This is a genomic window from Actinacidiphila glaucinigra, assembly GCF_035918135.1.
GTDB classification, from domain to species: domain Bacteria; phylum Actinomycetota; class Actinomycetes; order Streptomycetales; family Streptomycetaceae; genus Actinacidiphila; species Actinacidiphila glaucinigra.
The window spans coordinates 549,440-563,090 of record NZ_CP109144.1 but is presented as its reverse complement, the minus strand read 5'-3'; the positions used below and the strand labels follow the sequence as shown (position 1 = coordinate 563,090).

General features: G+C 70.5%; 11 protein-coding genes and 3 pseudogenes. 4 read left to right on the top strand and 10 right to left on the bottom strand.

The window, feature by feature from the left end; translation table 11 throughout:
* Positions 1 to 79 precede the first annotated feature (79 nt).
* A complete protein-coding gene (gene tnpA / locus OIE69_RS02505) occupies positions 80 to 538 on the bottom strand; it encodes an IS200/IS605 family transposase (RefSeq protein WP_326570273.1) in 459 nt (152 codons plus the stop codon).
* Between tnpA and OIE69_RS02500 the strand changes: the two genes are divergently transcribed.
* Together OIE69_RS02500 and OIE69_RS02495 are read left to right on the top strand one after the other, a co-directional pair.
* The gene (locus OIE69_RS02500; protein WP_326570272.1) at positions 537 to 1,787 is read left to right on the top strand and encodes an RNA-guided endonuclease InsQ/TnpB family protein; all 1,251 of its coding nucleotides are present in this window, start codon (positions 537 to 539) and stop codon (positions 1,785 to 1,787) included. The genes tnpA and OIE69_RS02500 overlap by 2 nt on opposite strands.
* A pseudogene (locus OIE69_RS02495) lies at positions 1,780 to 2,223 on the top strand (nucleotidyltransferase family protein); the annotation flags it as partial. The gene OIE69_RS02500 and the pseudogene OIE69_RS02495, both read left to right, overlap by 8 nt.
* Here OIE69_RS02495 and OIE69_RS02490 read toward each other — a convergent pair.
* From OIE69_RS02490 to OIE69_RS02470, 5 genes and pseudogenes are all read right to left on the bottom strand, one after another.
* Positions 2,207 to 2,625, bottom strand: a pseudogene (locus OIE69_RS02490) (transposase); the annotation flags it as partial. The pseudogenes OIE69_RS02495 and OIE69_RS02490 overlap by 17 nt on opposite strands.
* A gap of 38 nt (positions 2,626 to 2,663) precedes the next feature.
* Entirely contained in the window at positions 2,664 to 5,525 is a 2,862-nt protein-coding gene (locus OIE69_RS02485) for an FtsX-like permease family protein (RefSeq protein WP_326570271.1), read from the bottom strand.
* Positions 5,522 to 6,259 carry an ABC transporter ATP-binding protein gene (locus OIE69_RS02480; RefSeq protein WP_326570270.1) on the bottom strand — a complete coding sequence of 246 codons (738 nt, stop codon included), beginning with the start codon at positions 6,257 to 6,259 and terminating at the stop codon, positions 5,522 to 5,524. Before OIE69_RS02480 ends, OIE69_RS02485 begins: the two co-directional genes overlap by 4 nt.
* 99 nt (positions 6,260 to 6,358) lie before the next feature.
* Positions 6,359 to 6,985, bottom strand: a complete 627-nt coding sequence (locus OIE69_RS02475; protein ID WP_326570269.1) for a PadR family transcriptional regulator — start codon at positions 6,983 to 6,985, stop codon at positions 6,359 to 6,361.
* A 572-nt stretch (positions 6,986 to 7,557) separates the two neighbouring features.
* Positions 7,558 to 8,736, bottom strand: a complete 1,179-nt coding sequence (locus tag OIE69_RS02470; protein WP_326570268.1) for an adenosylhomocysteinase — start codon at positions 8,734 to 8,736, stop codon at positions 7,558 to 7,560.
* Positions 8,737 to 9,201: 465 nt separating this feature from the next.
* On the opposite strand from OIE69_RS02470, the gene OIE69_RS02465 reads away from it, so the two are divergent.
* Entirely contained in the window at positions 9,202 to 9,420 is a 219-nt protein-coding gene (locus OIE69_RS02465) for a hypothetical protein (protein WP_326570267.1), read from the top strand.
* Positions 9,404 to 9,775 carry a fic family toxin-antitoxin system, toxin component gene (locus OIE69_RS02460; RefSeq protein WP_326570266.1) on the top strand — a complete coding sequence of 124 codons (372 nt, stop codon included), beginning with the start codon at positions 9,404 to 9,406 and terminating at the stop codon, positions 9,773 to 9,775. The genes OIE69_RS02465 and OIE69_RS02460 overlap by 17 nt, the downstream gene beginning before the upstream one ends.
* Before the next feature lie 2 nt (positions 9,776 to 9,777).
* Here OIE69_RS02460 and OIE69_RS02455 read toward each other — a convergent pair.
* From OIE69_RS02455 to OIE69_RS02440, 4 genes and pseudogenes are all read right to left on the bottom strand, one after another.
* Positions 9,778 to 9,929, bottom strand: a pseudogene (locus tag OIE69_RS02455) (transposase); the annotation flags it as partial.
* A 79-nt stretch (positions 9,930 to 10,008) separates the two neighbouring features.
* Positions 10,009 to 10,323, bottom strand: coding sequence for a transposase family protein (locus tag OIE69_RS44705; protein ID WP_392567646.1), 315 nt, complete (start codon positions 10,321 to 10,323; stop codon positions 10,009 to 10,011).
* 239 nt (positions 10,324 to 10,562) lie between these two features.
* Complete coding sequence (locus tag OIE69_RS02445) at positions 10,563 to 11,366, bottom strand: phosphatidate cytidylyltransferase (protein WP_326570265.1); 804 nt, start codon at positions 11,364 to 11,366, stop codon at positions 10,563 to 10,565.
* Positions 11,363 to 13,126: a histidinol-phosphate transaminase gene (locus OIE69_RS02440; protein WP_326570264.1), complete on the bottom strand. Its 1,764-nt coding sequence runs from the start codon at positions 13,124 to 13,126 to the stop codon at positions 11,363 to 11,365. Before OIE69_RS02440 ends, OIE69_RS02445 begins: the two co-directional genes overlap by 4 nt.
* Positions 13,127 to 13,651: the final 525 nt, after the last annotated feature.

Sequence of the window (13,651 nt, the reverse complement as noted above, 5' to 3'; positions counted from 1 at the left end):
CCTTTAGGGCGGGGGTGAAGGCCGTCCTTGGTCCGGAGCCGCGAAGCGGCGGAGTTCGCTACCGGCTCCGGGGTGACGGTCAGGCAGGCCGTTTCTGGCTGTCGATGTACTGGCGTACGGCGGTCAGTGGGGCGCCGCCACAGGAACCGGCGAAGTAGGAGCCGGACCAGAAGTGCCCGCCCCACAGGTACCGCTGGACGTGCGTGTCGTATTTTTTGCGCAGCATTCGGGCGGACACGCCTTTGAGGGAGTTGACCAGCTTGGAGAGCTGGACTTTCGGGGGGTAGTGCACGAGCAGGTGCACGTGGTCGTCCTCGCCGTTGAATTGCTTCAGTTCGGCCTCGAAGTCCGCGCACACCTCCCGCATGATCTCCTCGCACCTGGTGAGCATGGTGTCCGTCATGGCTTCACGCCGGTACTTCGTGACAAAAACCAAATGGACATGCAGGTTGTAGACGACGTGACGACCCGTACGTACGTACGTCCGGATTGGGATTCCACCGTGGTGACATAAACCAAAGGATATGGTGAGCGTCATGCAGCTTCGGTACAGCTTCCGCGTGTACCCGAGCACCGGTCAGCGCACCGCGTTGGCACGGGCGTTCGGGTGCGCCCGGGTTGTCTTCAACGACGCGCTCCGCGTCCGCGAACAGGCTCGTGCGGCGGGGCTGCCGTTCGTCCCTTCGGCCGAACTGTCCAAGCAGCTCACCCTCGCGAAGAAGACTCCCGAGCGGGCATGGCTCAACGAGGTGTCCTCGGTCGTGTTGCAGCAGTCCCTTCGGGACCTGGACGCCGCGTACCGAAACTTCTTCGACGGCCTCAGGGGCAAGCGCCCCACGATGGGACCGCCCCGCTTCAAGTCCCGCAAGGACACCCGGCAGGCGATCCGGTTCACCGCGAACGCCGGATGGAAGATCACGACCGGCGGGAAGCTCCGGCTGCCCAAGGTCGGTGACGTGGCCGTGAAGTGGTCCCGCTCCCTGCCATCGGCACCATCCACGGTGACCGTGGTCAAGGACAGTGCGGGCCGGTACTTCGCCTCGTTCGTGGTCGAGACCGACCCCGAGATGCTGCCCGCCACGGACAACGTCGTCGGCATCGACGTGGGCCTGACCCACTTCGCGATCCTCTCCGACGGAACGAAGATCGACAGCCCCCGCTTCCTACGCCGGGCCGAGAAGAAGCTGAAGAAGGCTCAGCAGGATCTCAGCCGGAAGGCCAAGGGATCGAAGAACCGGGCGAAGGCCCGAATCAAGGTTGCACGCGCCCACGCACGGACCGCCGACGCGCGGCGCGAGTTCCACCACCAGCTCTCCACGAAGATCATCCGCGAAAACCAAGCGGTTGCAGTGGAAGACCTGGCGGTCAAGGGACTCGCCCGCACCCGCATGGCCAAGTCTGTGTATGACGCCGGATGGTCGACATTCACCGCGATGCTGGAGTACAAGGCGGCCTTGTATGGGCGGACTTTCCACCGCATCGGACGCTTCGAACCGACCTCTCAGGTCTGCTCGGCCTGCGGCGTCAAGGACGGTCCCAAGCCCCTCAGCCTCCGCGTGTGGACGTGCGGGGCCTGCGGGACCGTCCTTGACCGGGACATCAATGCGGCGGTCAACATCGCGAAGGCGGCCGGACTGGCCGTATCAGCCTGCGGAGCGCGGGTAAGACCGGTACTCGTACCGGCGCAGCGCGAAGAAACAGGAACCCCCCCCGAAGCCCCAGCCGGTGACCACCGGCAGGCAGGTGGGAATCTCCGTCCTTTAGCGGAGAGGATGTCAATTCGATGACAGCGACCTGTCGTGGGAGGCGGAGGACGCCGTGATCAGGAAGGGGGAGGAGGTCTTCGGTGGTCTGCCGGCCGGGGTCGAGATCCGCAACGAAGCCCGAGTCCACCTCTGGTACGAGCAGAAATTCGAGGTCCCCTGCGCTCCGCACGAGTCCACGGAATCAGCCATCGACTGCTTCGCTGCCACCACCTGTTGCGTGGGGGTACGCCTGGAAGCCGACGGTCGATGGCGGGTCTATGCACCGCACGGACTCTCCGACGTGTTCAACCTCGTCGTACGCCCGAATCCGGTACTCGCCCCGCGAGGGGTCTACGAGGCCAAGTCGGCTCGCTGGCGGGAGCAGTGGCCCGAACTGACCGTGCTGGACTGGCCATCTGCGCCCGTGACAGGGAGGAGCTCCTCATCTGCGAGTGGGAAGGCCGACGGAGGCGGATGATGCTGCATGCCAGTTCCCATAGGCCTTGATGGAGATCGGTACGACGCTCGTTGCGGATCCGGAGTCGTGTGAACTGTGGAGCCAGGTGAAGGTGCGCTCGACCACCTTGCGGGTCTTCCCCAGTCATGAGCAACGCCGCGCCGGGCGATGAGGGGCTTGATGCCGCGCTTCCACAGCAGACGGCGGCACTTGTCGTAGCCGTAGCCGGTCTGCGAACAGCCGCTTGGGCTTGTTCCGCGGACGGCCCCGTAGCCCGTGTATGCGGGGGATCGCGTCAAGCGGCGGCATCAGTTGGGTGACGTCGTGCCGGTTCCCTCCGGTCACGGAGACGGCCAGCGGGGTGCCCCGCCGGTCGACGATCATGCTGCCGTTCACGTGGCGGACACGGTGCTCTGGGCCGGGGTGCCTGCAAGCGACCCCGGCCCTGTCGGGGCGATACCCTACGTCGCCCGGTATGTGGTCGTGGGTCTCGACGAGGTGGTCAGTGCCGCCAGGCAGGCGGTGCCCACCGGCACCGCGACCAGCAGGACGGCCAGCAGTCCCCAGGGCACCGCGATCGGCACGTGCTTGATGATCAGGCTCGCGCTGCCCAGGTCGAGTTGCTGCTGGTTGAAGGCCTCGGCGATGCGCCGGTCGACCAGACGCAGCCCGATGGCGGGGATGATCCCGGTCACGGCGCCCAGGCCCACGCCGGTGGCGGCCACCACGGCGCACTGGAACGCGCTGAGCAGCCGACGGGTCCTGGGCGGCGCCCCGATCGCGGCGAGGGTGGCGAGGTCGGTCTCGGCGTCGGAGCGTGCCAGGCCGGTCGCGGTCCCGGCGGCCCCGAGTGTGACTATCGCGGCGAAGATTGCCAGCGCGAGCGGTACGGCATCGTCCGGGTCCTCGGGTCCCTCCTCCAGGTGGAAGCGGACGTCGGCCCCGGTGTTGTCGAGGGCCTGCTGCGCCTTCTGCCGCTGCGCGTCGGTCGGCGGGTGCGTGGTGGTGAAGTAGGCGCCGAACGGCACCGTCTGGACGTGCGCAGACCTGACCGCCGCCCGGGGTACGACCACTACCACGCCGTAGTGGTGCGGGCTGCCGGGAACTTGGTAGGCGGGAAACGCGACCACGCTGCCCGGCGGCTCCTTCCCCGGTCCGACGGCGGAAGGCTCGTGGGGCTCCCCGGTGATCAACCGGACGGTGACCCGGCCGTGGGCGTCCATGTTGCGGCGGTCGAGGGAGACGGCCCGGCCGTGCGCCAGGGCAGCCACCGCCCCGGGGTCGTCGATGCCGAGCACCTTCAGCAGTTTCGCGTCGCCGACCAGGACACCGCTGGGAGCCGTCATCTCGTCCACCCGCTCATGTGTGCAGCGCCAGTCATAGGCCAGCGCCCTCAGCTCGGCACGGGGCATCGAGGACAGCGGGTTCGAGGGACCTGTGTCGTCCAGCGGGCAGGCCTTGGCGGGAGGCCGCACGACCTCTACGTAACCGCACATCGTGTTCACGTCGCAGCCGGGGTAGCTTGCGAACACCTGGTCCACGTCCGCCTCGACTCCGACGGGCAGGTTCCGGGCGACGGCTGTTCTGGCCGCCGGGGCATCGCGGCCGCGGTCGTCGTCCACCACCACGGAGACCGCGCCAGTGGGCAGTGATGCCGCGTAGCGCTCGCGGTCCTGGGCGGCTGTGCTGTCGGTGTAGGCCGCGACGGTCACGGTGCCGGCAACGGCGGCGAGCACAGCCGCCACGGCGGGGGCGGTACGGGCGCGGTTGCGCGCGGCGTCCCGCAGCGTCAGGCGCGGCGACAGGCCCCACCGGCGCCCGAGTCGGCCGGCGACCCCCATGAACGCCGGGGTCATCGCGACGACGCCGATCTCGGCGATGACACTGCCGGCCGCGACGACGACCTTCCACTCGGTTTTCATCGCCCCGAACACCGCGATCGCGGTCCCCAGCAGGAACGCGGCCAGGCCCACGACGGTCAGTCGCCGTCCGGCGCGCCGCACCCCCTTGCGGCCGTTGAGCGCGGCCAGGACCGGCTGCCGGGCCGCCGTGAGGGCGGGCAGGGCCGCGGCCGCGAGGCCCGCGAGCACGGCGAGGAGCGCGATGCCGAGGAGGTCGATCGGGTGCGGGTCGAGACCTCCGAACCGCGCCCCGCTCCGCTCCTCGAACAGCGGACGCAGGGCTGCGGCCAGGCCGACGCCGAGGACGATTCCCACCGCGGCCGCGATCGCCCCGGCGATCAGACCTCCGGCGAGGACGACGGCCCTGATGTCCTTGCCCTCGCCGCCGCCCGCGCCGATCAGGCCGAACTGGCGGCGCGAGCGCTGGGCCCCGACGGCGAACGCGGGCCCAGCGAGCAGGCAGACCTCCGCGAGCGCCAGGACGACCACGGTCACCGCCGTCGTGGCCCGCGCGGACACCGGCCGGAGCAGGGGCAGATCCGGGCGCTCCCGGTACAGCGGCACGTCGGAGCGGGCCGGCGGATGCAGCGTCACATCACGCGAGACCACGGCCACACCCAGGGTGTTCGCCTCCACCACCACGGACCAGTCGAACCCGCCCGGCACCGACACCAGGAACGTCTCGGTCGCCGGCTCGGACGGCGTCCTGTCGGCGGCCGCGAGCGCCCTGCCGTAGGGCGCAAGGAGCGCGCCCGGCAACGCGTTGACCTCGTCCGCCGCCAGCTCTCCGGGGCGCTCGTAGGCGCCGACGATGCGGTAGGAGGGGCTGAGGTCCCGCACGGTGAGCCGTGACCCCACCCGCAGGCCGCTCGCCGTCAGGAAGTGGGTCGTCACCGCTACTTCGTCCCGGCGGACCGGGTGGCGGCCCTGCTTCATCGTGGTGATGCCGCGGGCCATCGGGTCGGCGGTCTCGAGTTCGAGGACGTCGACGTCCAGTGCGCCGTGGCGGGTGCGCACTTCGGCCGTGCCGGCGAGACGTTCGAGCTTCCGCGCGTGCGGCGGCATCGACTGCGCGAGGACGGCCGCGGCGGACGTCGGGGTCGGTGGGCCGTTCGTCTCAGCGGTGTTGCCCGCCCGCCCATCGGCGGGGGTGTGGTCCACGTAGGTGGCCGAGGCGTCGGGGTCTTGGAGGATGGGGCCGAAACCGGGGTAGCGGATCTCGGCGTCCGCCTGTCCGAGGGTGCGCTGCAGCTGCTGCTCCGGGGAGAGCTGTGCGCTGCGCAGCGTCACGTCGGCCGCCGACGCCCCCAGCACGGGCAGGGCGAGCATGCCGACGACGAGCAGGGTGCGGCCGGGGGCCCGCCGGGCGTCTCGGCCGGCGATCCGCAGTGCCGCCCGCCAGGCGTGGAGGCGGGCGGTCACCGGCCTGCCGTCCCGGTGAGCAGCGCCTCCACGGGCGTCCTCCTGCTCTCGTCGACGACGACGCCGTCGCGCAGGAAGACCATCCGGTCCGCCCAGGCGGCGAGCCGCGGTTCGTGGGTCACCAGCACACCGGCCGCTCCCGCCTCGCACCTCCTGCGGAGCAGGGCGAGCACGGACTCGCCGGTCTCCGAGTCGAGCGCGCCCGTCGGCTCGTCGGCGAGCAGCAGACGGCGCTCGCCGACGAGCGCCCTTGCGATCGCGACGCGCTGCTGCTGGCCTCCGGACATCTCGTCGGGGAAACGGTCCGCCAGGTGCGCCAGCCCGACGTCGCCCAGCGCCGCGACGGCCTCCTTGCGCGCCCGGCGCACAGGGACGCCGTCCAGTTCACGGGGGAGGGCGATGTTCTCCGCGGCCGTGAGGGCGGGGATGAGGTTGTAGTCCTGGAAGACGTAGCCGATGCGGCGCCGGCGCAGTGCCGCGAGCTCCCTGCGGCCGGCGGTGGTGAGTTCGGTGTCCTCGACCGTCACGGTGCCGGACGTCGGGGTGTCCAGACCGCCCGCGATCGCGAGCAGTGTGGACTTGCCGGAGCCGGACGGTCCCATGACGGCGACGAGTTCGCCCGCGTGGACGTCGAGGTCGACGCCGCGCAGGGCGTGCACCTCGGTGGCTCCGCTGCCGTGCGTCCGTGTCAGGTCGCGTATGCGCAGGACGGGTTCGGGGGTGAGTGGGGGCAAGACAGTCCTCTTCGGAAGGTGTGCGGGCCTCGGAAGGCTGTGGGGGAGTAGGGGGGTGTGGTGGCCGGGAGGTTGGTCAGGCGGTTGGCCGGGGCGCCACTAGGAACGCGATGCGCGGCGGCGTCGGCCTCGGGGCGTGCCGTCGTCAGCGCGCTCCTGCCGGGTGTCGGCCTCCGCCTGCCGAGTTCCGGCGGCGGCTGCCATCCTGACCAGTCGTGCCTCGCAGTGGTCGAGCCAGCGCACCTCGGCCTCGGTCTGGAAGATGAGCTGTTCGAGGACGAGCACCCAGGCCATTTCCTCCGGCCGGTCCGACGGCGGCTCCGGGGTCCGGGCCTTGAGCCGGGTGTAGTCCTGCATCGCCCGCAGGGTGTGGTGCCGCTGCAGCTGGATGACGTCCTGCACGTCGACCCCAGGCGCGTTCACCGCCATGGCGAGCTTGATCGCGAGTTCGTCGCGCGGCGGGTTGCTGCGGTCGACGGGACTGCGGAACCAGGAGTCGAGTTCGGACCGCCCTTCCTCGGTGATGCGGTAGAGCGCGTGCCCCGAGCCGTCCTCTCCGTCCTGCACGATCAGCCCGTCACGCTCCAGCCGGTTCAAGGTCGTGTACACCTGCCCGACGTTCAGCGACCAGGTCGCACCGGTGCGACTCTCGAGCTCCGAGCGCAGCTGAGCCCCGTAATGGGGTCCGTGTTCAAGCAGGGCGAGCAGCCCGTGACGGATCGACATACCGAGTATGTATACCAGGTATGTTCACGTCGGAGATGCTCGCCGCAGCTGAAGAGAGGCAGGCCAAATGGGCATGCTCGTAGGGCTTGCCCGCTACCTTGTTCGGCATCTCGCCGTGGGCCTGGCCGGTCCGGCGGGCAACAGCAGCCCGCTGCCGGCCGGGGTGCGCCGGACGCTGGGTCTGAGCCCGCGCCGGCCGCAGAATGCCGGCTTGTTCACGCACCGTCCTGAGAGGGAGTCGGCCTCTGCGGCGCCCCGCCTGCCGGTTCGGCCGGTGGTGTGCCTGCTCTACATCCGCTGGTCTGCGCGGGCGCGGCCGGGACGGAGCGCTTTCACGCGGGCCGAGCACCTTCACCGGCACGCCGGCACGTGCGCGCTTCCCATCCCCCCGTGACCATCTTGCTGCTCCGACGAGCAGCAAGATGGTCATGGAAGCGGGGGCGGTGTTGCCCGTATGCGGGACCCATCGCCCGATCGAACGAGGTCACACCCTTGGGCTCACGTCTGCCGACGCCGCACCGTTCGGCAGCCAGCGCCTACGCCTGATCCAACCTCTCGAACAGCGTGGACGGTCAGGCACTCAGCAAGGAGACCAGGTCGGTGGCCACTTGGCGGTCGATCGGCGCCGGCACAGCCTGTACTCCCGGGACGAGCCGACTCTCCGCTGCTGCGGTGAGAGCCGCGAGGCTCCTGGCCTGGAGAGTGAGTCCGAGGTCCATGGCCTGGATGGGGTTCCCCTTGGCAGCCGTCAGGTTGATCATCTTGGTGTCGGCGAGGACGATGACCTCTCTCCCGTCCTTCAAGCGGTGAACCGCGCGTTCCTGGCCGCTGGCTCCCCGGCGCTCGACGGTCAACGTGCGCCCGGACAAGGCTTCGGCGTCCAGTTCCCAGGGCATGTGCCCGACGCCGGCGATCACCGTGCCGTCCGCGAGAACGTCCAGTTCTGCTGCGCCGATGACACCGGGGTGCCCAGTGGCGAGGAACAGTAGCCGGGTCTCGGGCAGGAGATCGCGCAGCGCTCCCACCGCATGCCCTGCCATGACGGCCTCGAGCGCGCGGTACGGGTCGACGTCGGCCACCGAGACGCGGGCGCCGAGTTTGGCGAGGGTGTCTGCCACCCCCTTGCCGCACGGTCCGTAGCCGACGACGGTCGCCCGCGCTCCGGGGAGCATGAGGTTGGTGGCGTTCATGAAGCCTTGCACGACACTCTGCCCGACACCGTACTCGTTCTCGACCAGCAGCTTGAGGCGGCTGTCGTTGATGACGACCACCGGAAAGTCCGGTTGGGTGTCCCAAGAGCGGATGCGCAGTCCGCCGGTGGTGGTCTCCTCGGTGGCCCCCATGAGGGAAGGCGGACCGCCGCGTGCGAGCACGCCTTCGATCAGGTCGCCCCCGTTGTCGAGGATCAGGTCGGGCTCCGAGTCCAGCACACGGGCAATGTTGTCGCGGTGCTGCTCCAGGCTGTCCGAGCGGTGGCCGATGACGTGCACGCCCGCGTCGCGCAGGGCAGCGGCGGTGGCTTCCTGAGTCGTGCCCGGGGAACCCGTCAGCGTGACATGAGCGCCGGCCTGGGCCAGGTGGGACACGAGCACGGCGGTCTTGGGTTCGATGTGGAGGCAGATGCCGATCCGCCGGCCGGTGAAGACGCTGGCGTGGATCTGCATGGTTGTCGCAAGCAGCGGCATGTGGCGGGCGGCCCACTGGGTGTCGTCGTGGGAGATCGCGACGGGCGAAGGGGAGAACTGGGGCATGACAGGTTCCTTGGCTGTGATGGGAGCGTTGGTGCGTGCACTCGGTGCACGAAGTCGCACGGATGCGAACCAACGCCTCAGCCGTAGAACTCACTGCGGTAGGAGTGGTCGCCGAAGATGCACAGGCGGCGGCTTCTTCCGATCATGCGCATCGGGGCCTCCCTCCCGTGGAAACGGTCCCTGCAGCTCTCAGACGACGAATTCACATCGTAAGTTACACGTATAACTAGACGCAACGGCAGACCAGTAAGGCCCGTGTCGCCGCCGACCCGTAGGTGCCGCTTTCACCTACATCGCGTGCCGCCCGTCCCGGCACCCGATCTTGTGACCTTCCGGGCCGGGCGCCCGTCGACGTGGCGCGTGGGCAGCAGTCACTCCATGGCGGAGGAGAACACCGCGGAGGAGGACACCCGAACCACGTGGGAAGCACTACCGATCATGGCTAGCGAGAGCTAGCATCGCTGTATGGCCAAGACGCAGCTGAACGTGCGGCTGGACGAGGAGACGGTGGAGGCGGCCCGCCAGGCGGCGGGCAACCGGCACATGTCCCTCCAGGAGTACATCGAGCACCTGGTGAGGTCCGACACCGATCCCGTCCGGAAGGCGTTCCTCGCGTCGGCGGCGAACGTGATCGAGGAGTTCGGGGACCTCATCGAGGAGCGCGTGCGTGAACCTCGAGGTTGACCTCGGCTGGATCCTGAGTGTTGCGAGTCAGGCGGGGGAGGACGATCCGGCCCCGGACGACTTCGGCGTGCCCCTGTCGGCGGTGGAGCGGCACAAGGCCCAGTTGTTCGACCGGGACGTCTACGACGGGCCGGTGGCGCGGGCGGCCGCTCTGGCGCACTCGCTCGGGCGTCTGCGGTGGCTGGAGCGGTCGAACATGACGGTTGCCGTGGCGGTGACCGTGGCGTACCTGCAGGCCGCCGGCCGCCAGGTGAAACCCACCTGGGACGAGGTGCGGGCCCTGGTCGACGAGCTGCGCGACGAGGCGTGCACGGTGCAGAGCGTGGCGTCGTTGCTGCGGGCGTGGCCCGCCTGATCTCATCTGGTGATTCTGCGGTGGCGGATGAGGGTGCGGGCGATGCTGGCGAAGGCCAGGAAATGGTCGGCTGGGCGTTCGTAGCGGCGGTGGAGTTGCGGCATCCGGCAAGCCAAGCCATCGTCCGTTCGATCTTCCAGCGGTGTCGGCCCAGCCGGCCGGCCCGCCTTTGCAACCTTGCCCTCACAGGAAGACGTCAAGAAGGCGCAGCAGCACCCTGGCTGACGCAGATATCACCTCCTGCCACAGCTGCGCCTGCGCGTCGTAGAGGCCGGCTTCGAGAGGTGGTGCCCGACGAAATCCAGGCGCCACCCCGCGCTTCCGGCGGGCGGGCGGGCCCCGGGTATCCGCTCGACGAGGGTATGGCGTGCGCAGCCCGAGTTCCCGCAGGTGAACCGACGGACCCTCAGCCGGCGGACAACGCTTCGGCCACCGCTCGGCACATCAGCGGGAAACCGCAGGTAGGAACCATGAACCCGGTTCGACCGAACTCCGCAGAGCGGGCACACGGCGCCGTCCGCGATGCATAACGCATCAACGCGCACCATCTCGATGTCCACGTCCACCGACAGCACCGCGACGTTCGCGATCGACGGGAACGACAACTCCTTCAGCCGGAGCACGACCTCTTCCACAGCCCCGCACTGTCGGCCCGACCGCCTTCCCCACGGACCATTTTCGGCGACTTCACGTACGACTCGAAGGGGCCTGGCTGCCACTCAGAGTAGCCGCGTCGCAGAGGTCGAGGCAAAGCCGCTTGCCGCGTATGAAGCCACCGCCCCGTGGCTCACTCCAGCACCAACAGCACCGCCAGAGCGACGAGGAGGGAGTCGATCCGGTCGAGGATGCCGCCGGAACCGGGCAGCCACCGGCCGGCGTCCTTGGCGCCGGCCCCCCGCTTGACCATCGACTCCAGCAGGTCCCCGAGCGGCCCGCCGACCGCCACGGCCACCGCCGTCTGCCACGTCAGGGAGGACAGCACGGCCAGCGTGAGGAGACCGGCCGCGGCCCCGGCCAGCGTGCCGCTCCACCGCTTGGCGGGCGACAGCGGGGAGAGCCGGGGGCCACCGAGACGGCGACCCGCCGCGTACGCGACGATGTCGGCGATCGACACGGCGACGAACAGGACGAGGCCGAGGGCGCCGGACGATACGAGGCCGGCCAGGGCGCCCAGCCACACGAGCCCCAGCAGGCCCGCCCCCAGGCGGCGGAGCCCGTGCTCCACGTCGCCCGAGAGCAACGGCACCCCGGCAATCGCAAGCGCCCCGGCTGCCGCCACCCGGAGCACCTCCCCGGGAGCCAGCCAGGCGGTGAGGACGAGTCCGACGATCGCCGCGTCCAGCACCGCCCGGTCCACCGGACCCAGCCGGAGCAGCCCGCCGAACTCCGCCACCGCGACCACACCGACCACGGCCGCGAGCACCGCGATCCCCGGTGGACCGAGCCAGAACGCAGCGGTCACCAGGGGCACTCCGAGCGCCCACACGCACCAGCGGACCATCAGTTCACGGCGCCGGGTCGCCGCCACCGCGACGCCTCCGACCGCCAGTGCCCCGCCGAGGTACGGCACGAGACCGGCGACCGTCGTCACCGGGAGGCCCGTCCCGGCGCGCCCGACACCACTGCGGCCGGCGCGCGCAGCGCGTCCAGGGCGCTCTGGCACGCCGCCACGATCCGCGCGTTCTCCGCCGTGTCGCGGACGGCGATCCGGACGGTCCGCCCCTCGTACGCCGGGGACATCGGTGACAGGTCACGCAGGAACACGTCGTGCCGCCGGCACTCGCGCACCAGCCGCGCCGCGCTCGGTCCGTCCGGCGGCAGGGTCACCGTGAGGAAGTTCGCCACCCCCTCGTCGACCGAGGAGAAACCGTCCAACTCCTCGAGGTCGTACGCCAGTCCCCGGCGCAGCACATGGGTGCGGGCCCAGCGCTCCGCGTAGTACGCGGGGTCGCGCAGCGCCGTCACGGCAGCCAGCTGGGCCGGCAGGCTCACGGGCCACGGCGGCGTCCAGCGCCGCAGCTCCCCGGCCGTCTCCGGACCGGCCACCAGGTACGCGGCCCGCATCCCCGACAGCGCGTACATCTTCGACAGCGAGGTGCAGACCACGACCCGCGCGTCGACCGAGGCGAGCCCGGCAAGCGAGTCCGCCGGATCGACATACCCCAGGTACGCCTCGTCGATCCACCACCGGGTCCGCACGGGCGAGGCCTCGATCACCGCGCGCAGCGCGTCGGCCGGGGCGTGGCGGCCGGTCGGGTTGTTCGGGTTGACCACGACCACGAGGTCGTACCGTCCGTCGCCGGTCGTGGTGGCGAGCCGGGCCGGGTCGAGCAGCCAGCCGTCCTCCCGGCGCAGCTGGAGCCGGTCGACCCGGCAGCCGATCACCCGCTCGGTGACATGGGCGTACTCCCCATAGCCCGGATCGAGCAGGAGCACCCGGCTCCCCGGCGTCAGCCACCGGCCGAACGCGCGGAAGATCAGATCGGACGAGCCGGCCCCGACGACCAGCGACTCCACCGGCAGCCCGCGGACCCCGGCGATCTCCGCGAGCAGTCCCTCCGCGCCCGTCGGCGGCGAGGTCCGGGCCGCCCACCCCGGATCCTCCGAGAGGACCGCGCGGACCCCTGGGGACGGCGGGAACCAGGCGTCCAGCACATCCGCCGCGACCACCTCGTGACGGCGGGCCAGGGTCCGGAAGTCGGTGCCGATCGCCGAGAAGAACGCCCCGCCGTGCTCACAGCCGTCCGCACGCGGCGCGAACGGCACGTCGAGCCGCCAGTCGAGGCCCGTCCGCAGCCGCTCCAGGATCCGGCCGTGGCGCTCCGCGACCGTCCTCGTCAGCTCGGCCACGGAGCCGCTGAGGACCTCGAACGAGACTGCGCCCGAGCGGACCGTGCGCCCCACCGGCCGCAGCCCGGCGGCGAGGTACATGTCGAGCAGCTCCGTGCGTCCCATCGCCACCACCCGGCGGCCGCCCCGCGCCGCGACCCAGCGCAGCGCCGCGTACATGAGGAGTGGCGCCGCCGCGGTGGACCGCCAGTGCTCCTCGACGGTCAGGACGCGGATCTCGAACGGCGCCTCCTCGGTCAGGACCGGCAGCTCCTCGCGCGTCAGGTACTTGTCGAGTGAGTAGCGGCCGACCCACGGCGGGGTGAGGCTGACGAAGCCGATCCGCGTCTGGCCGCGCGCGGCCACGAGATAGACGTTGTCGCCGTCGAGTCCGTCACTCAGCCTTCCCGACGGATCCACCGGATGCTGGCCGAGCTCCTCCGCGTACACGCGGTGGCGCAGTTCGTGGATCCAGTCGTGATCCCGAGGAGTGGCAGTGCGCAGCTGCAGGGCGTGGTCCATGCGTATGTCCCCCTGAGACGGTCCGGCGTTCGCGCCCCAGCATGGAGGAGTCCGGCAGACGGCACCTGAGTACGCGTACTCAGCCGGACAGCGCAGGAGTTGGAAGCGGTCCAGGTCAGGCCCGAGTCCATGGGCAGGTGCCGAACCACCGGCGCCGGCCGTGCCCCGGCACAGATGTTCGGCCGCGCCTGCTTCCAACTTCTCGGGAAGCGCGTCCTGTTGTCGTGACGGGCAGCGATGGCGTCACAGAAGTTGGGCCAGAGCCCGAGAATGGGCAGCACCGGCGTGAGACGGCAGTAGCCGGACCTCGGGATCGAACACCGTTGGCCTGACGTGACGCGGTGCAGCCGCCATCGCTGCCGTCCCCGATGGCGGCTGCGCTGCGTCTCAGTTCAGCCGGGTGGTGGCATAGGCACCCATGGCGTCGCACCGGTACACGGCGAGCCCCGGAGCGATGGCCTCGTTTGCTGCGCGCCAGGTCTCGTTGCCGCCAGTTCGACTACGCCCGCATGTCCGTCCCCTCTC

What these genes read in the sequence shown, in the direction of transcription:
- OIE69_RS02465 (WP_326570267.1), top strand. Translation starts at nt 9,202, where the DNA reads ATGGCCAAGACGCAGCTGAACGTGCGGCTGGACGAGGAGACGGTGGAG.
- OIE69_RS02470 (WP_326570268.1), bottom strand. Translation starts at nt 8,736, where the DNA reads ATGCCCCAGTTCTCCCCTTCGCCCGTCGCGATCTCCCACGACGACACC.
- OIE69_RS02440 (WP_326570264.1), bottom strand. Translation starts at nt 13,126, where the DNA reads ATGGACCACGCCCTGCAGCTGCGCACTGCCACTCCTCGGGATCACGAC.
- OIE69_RS02500 (WP_326570272.1), top strand. Translation starts at nt 537, where the DNA reads ATGCAGCTTCGGTACAGCTTCCGCGTGTACCCGAGCACCGGTCAGCGC.
- OIE69_RS02475 (WP_326570269.1), bottom strand. Translation starts at nt 6,985, where the DNA reads ATGTCGATCCGTCACGGGCTGCTCGCCCTGCTTGAACACGGACCCCAT.
- OIE69_RS44705 (WP_392567646.1), bottom strand. Translation starts at nt 10,323, where the DNA reads ATGGTGCGCGTTGATGCGTTATGCATCGCGGACGGCGCCGTGTGCCCG.
- tnpA (WP_326570273.1), bottom strand. Translation starts at nt 538, where the DNA reads ATGACGCTCACCATATCCTTTGGTTTATGTCACCACGGTGGAATCCCA.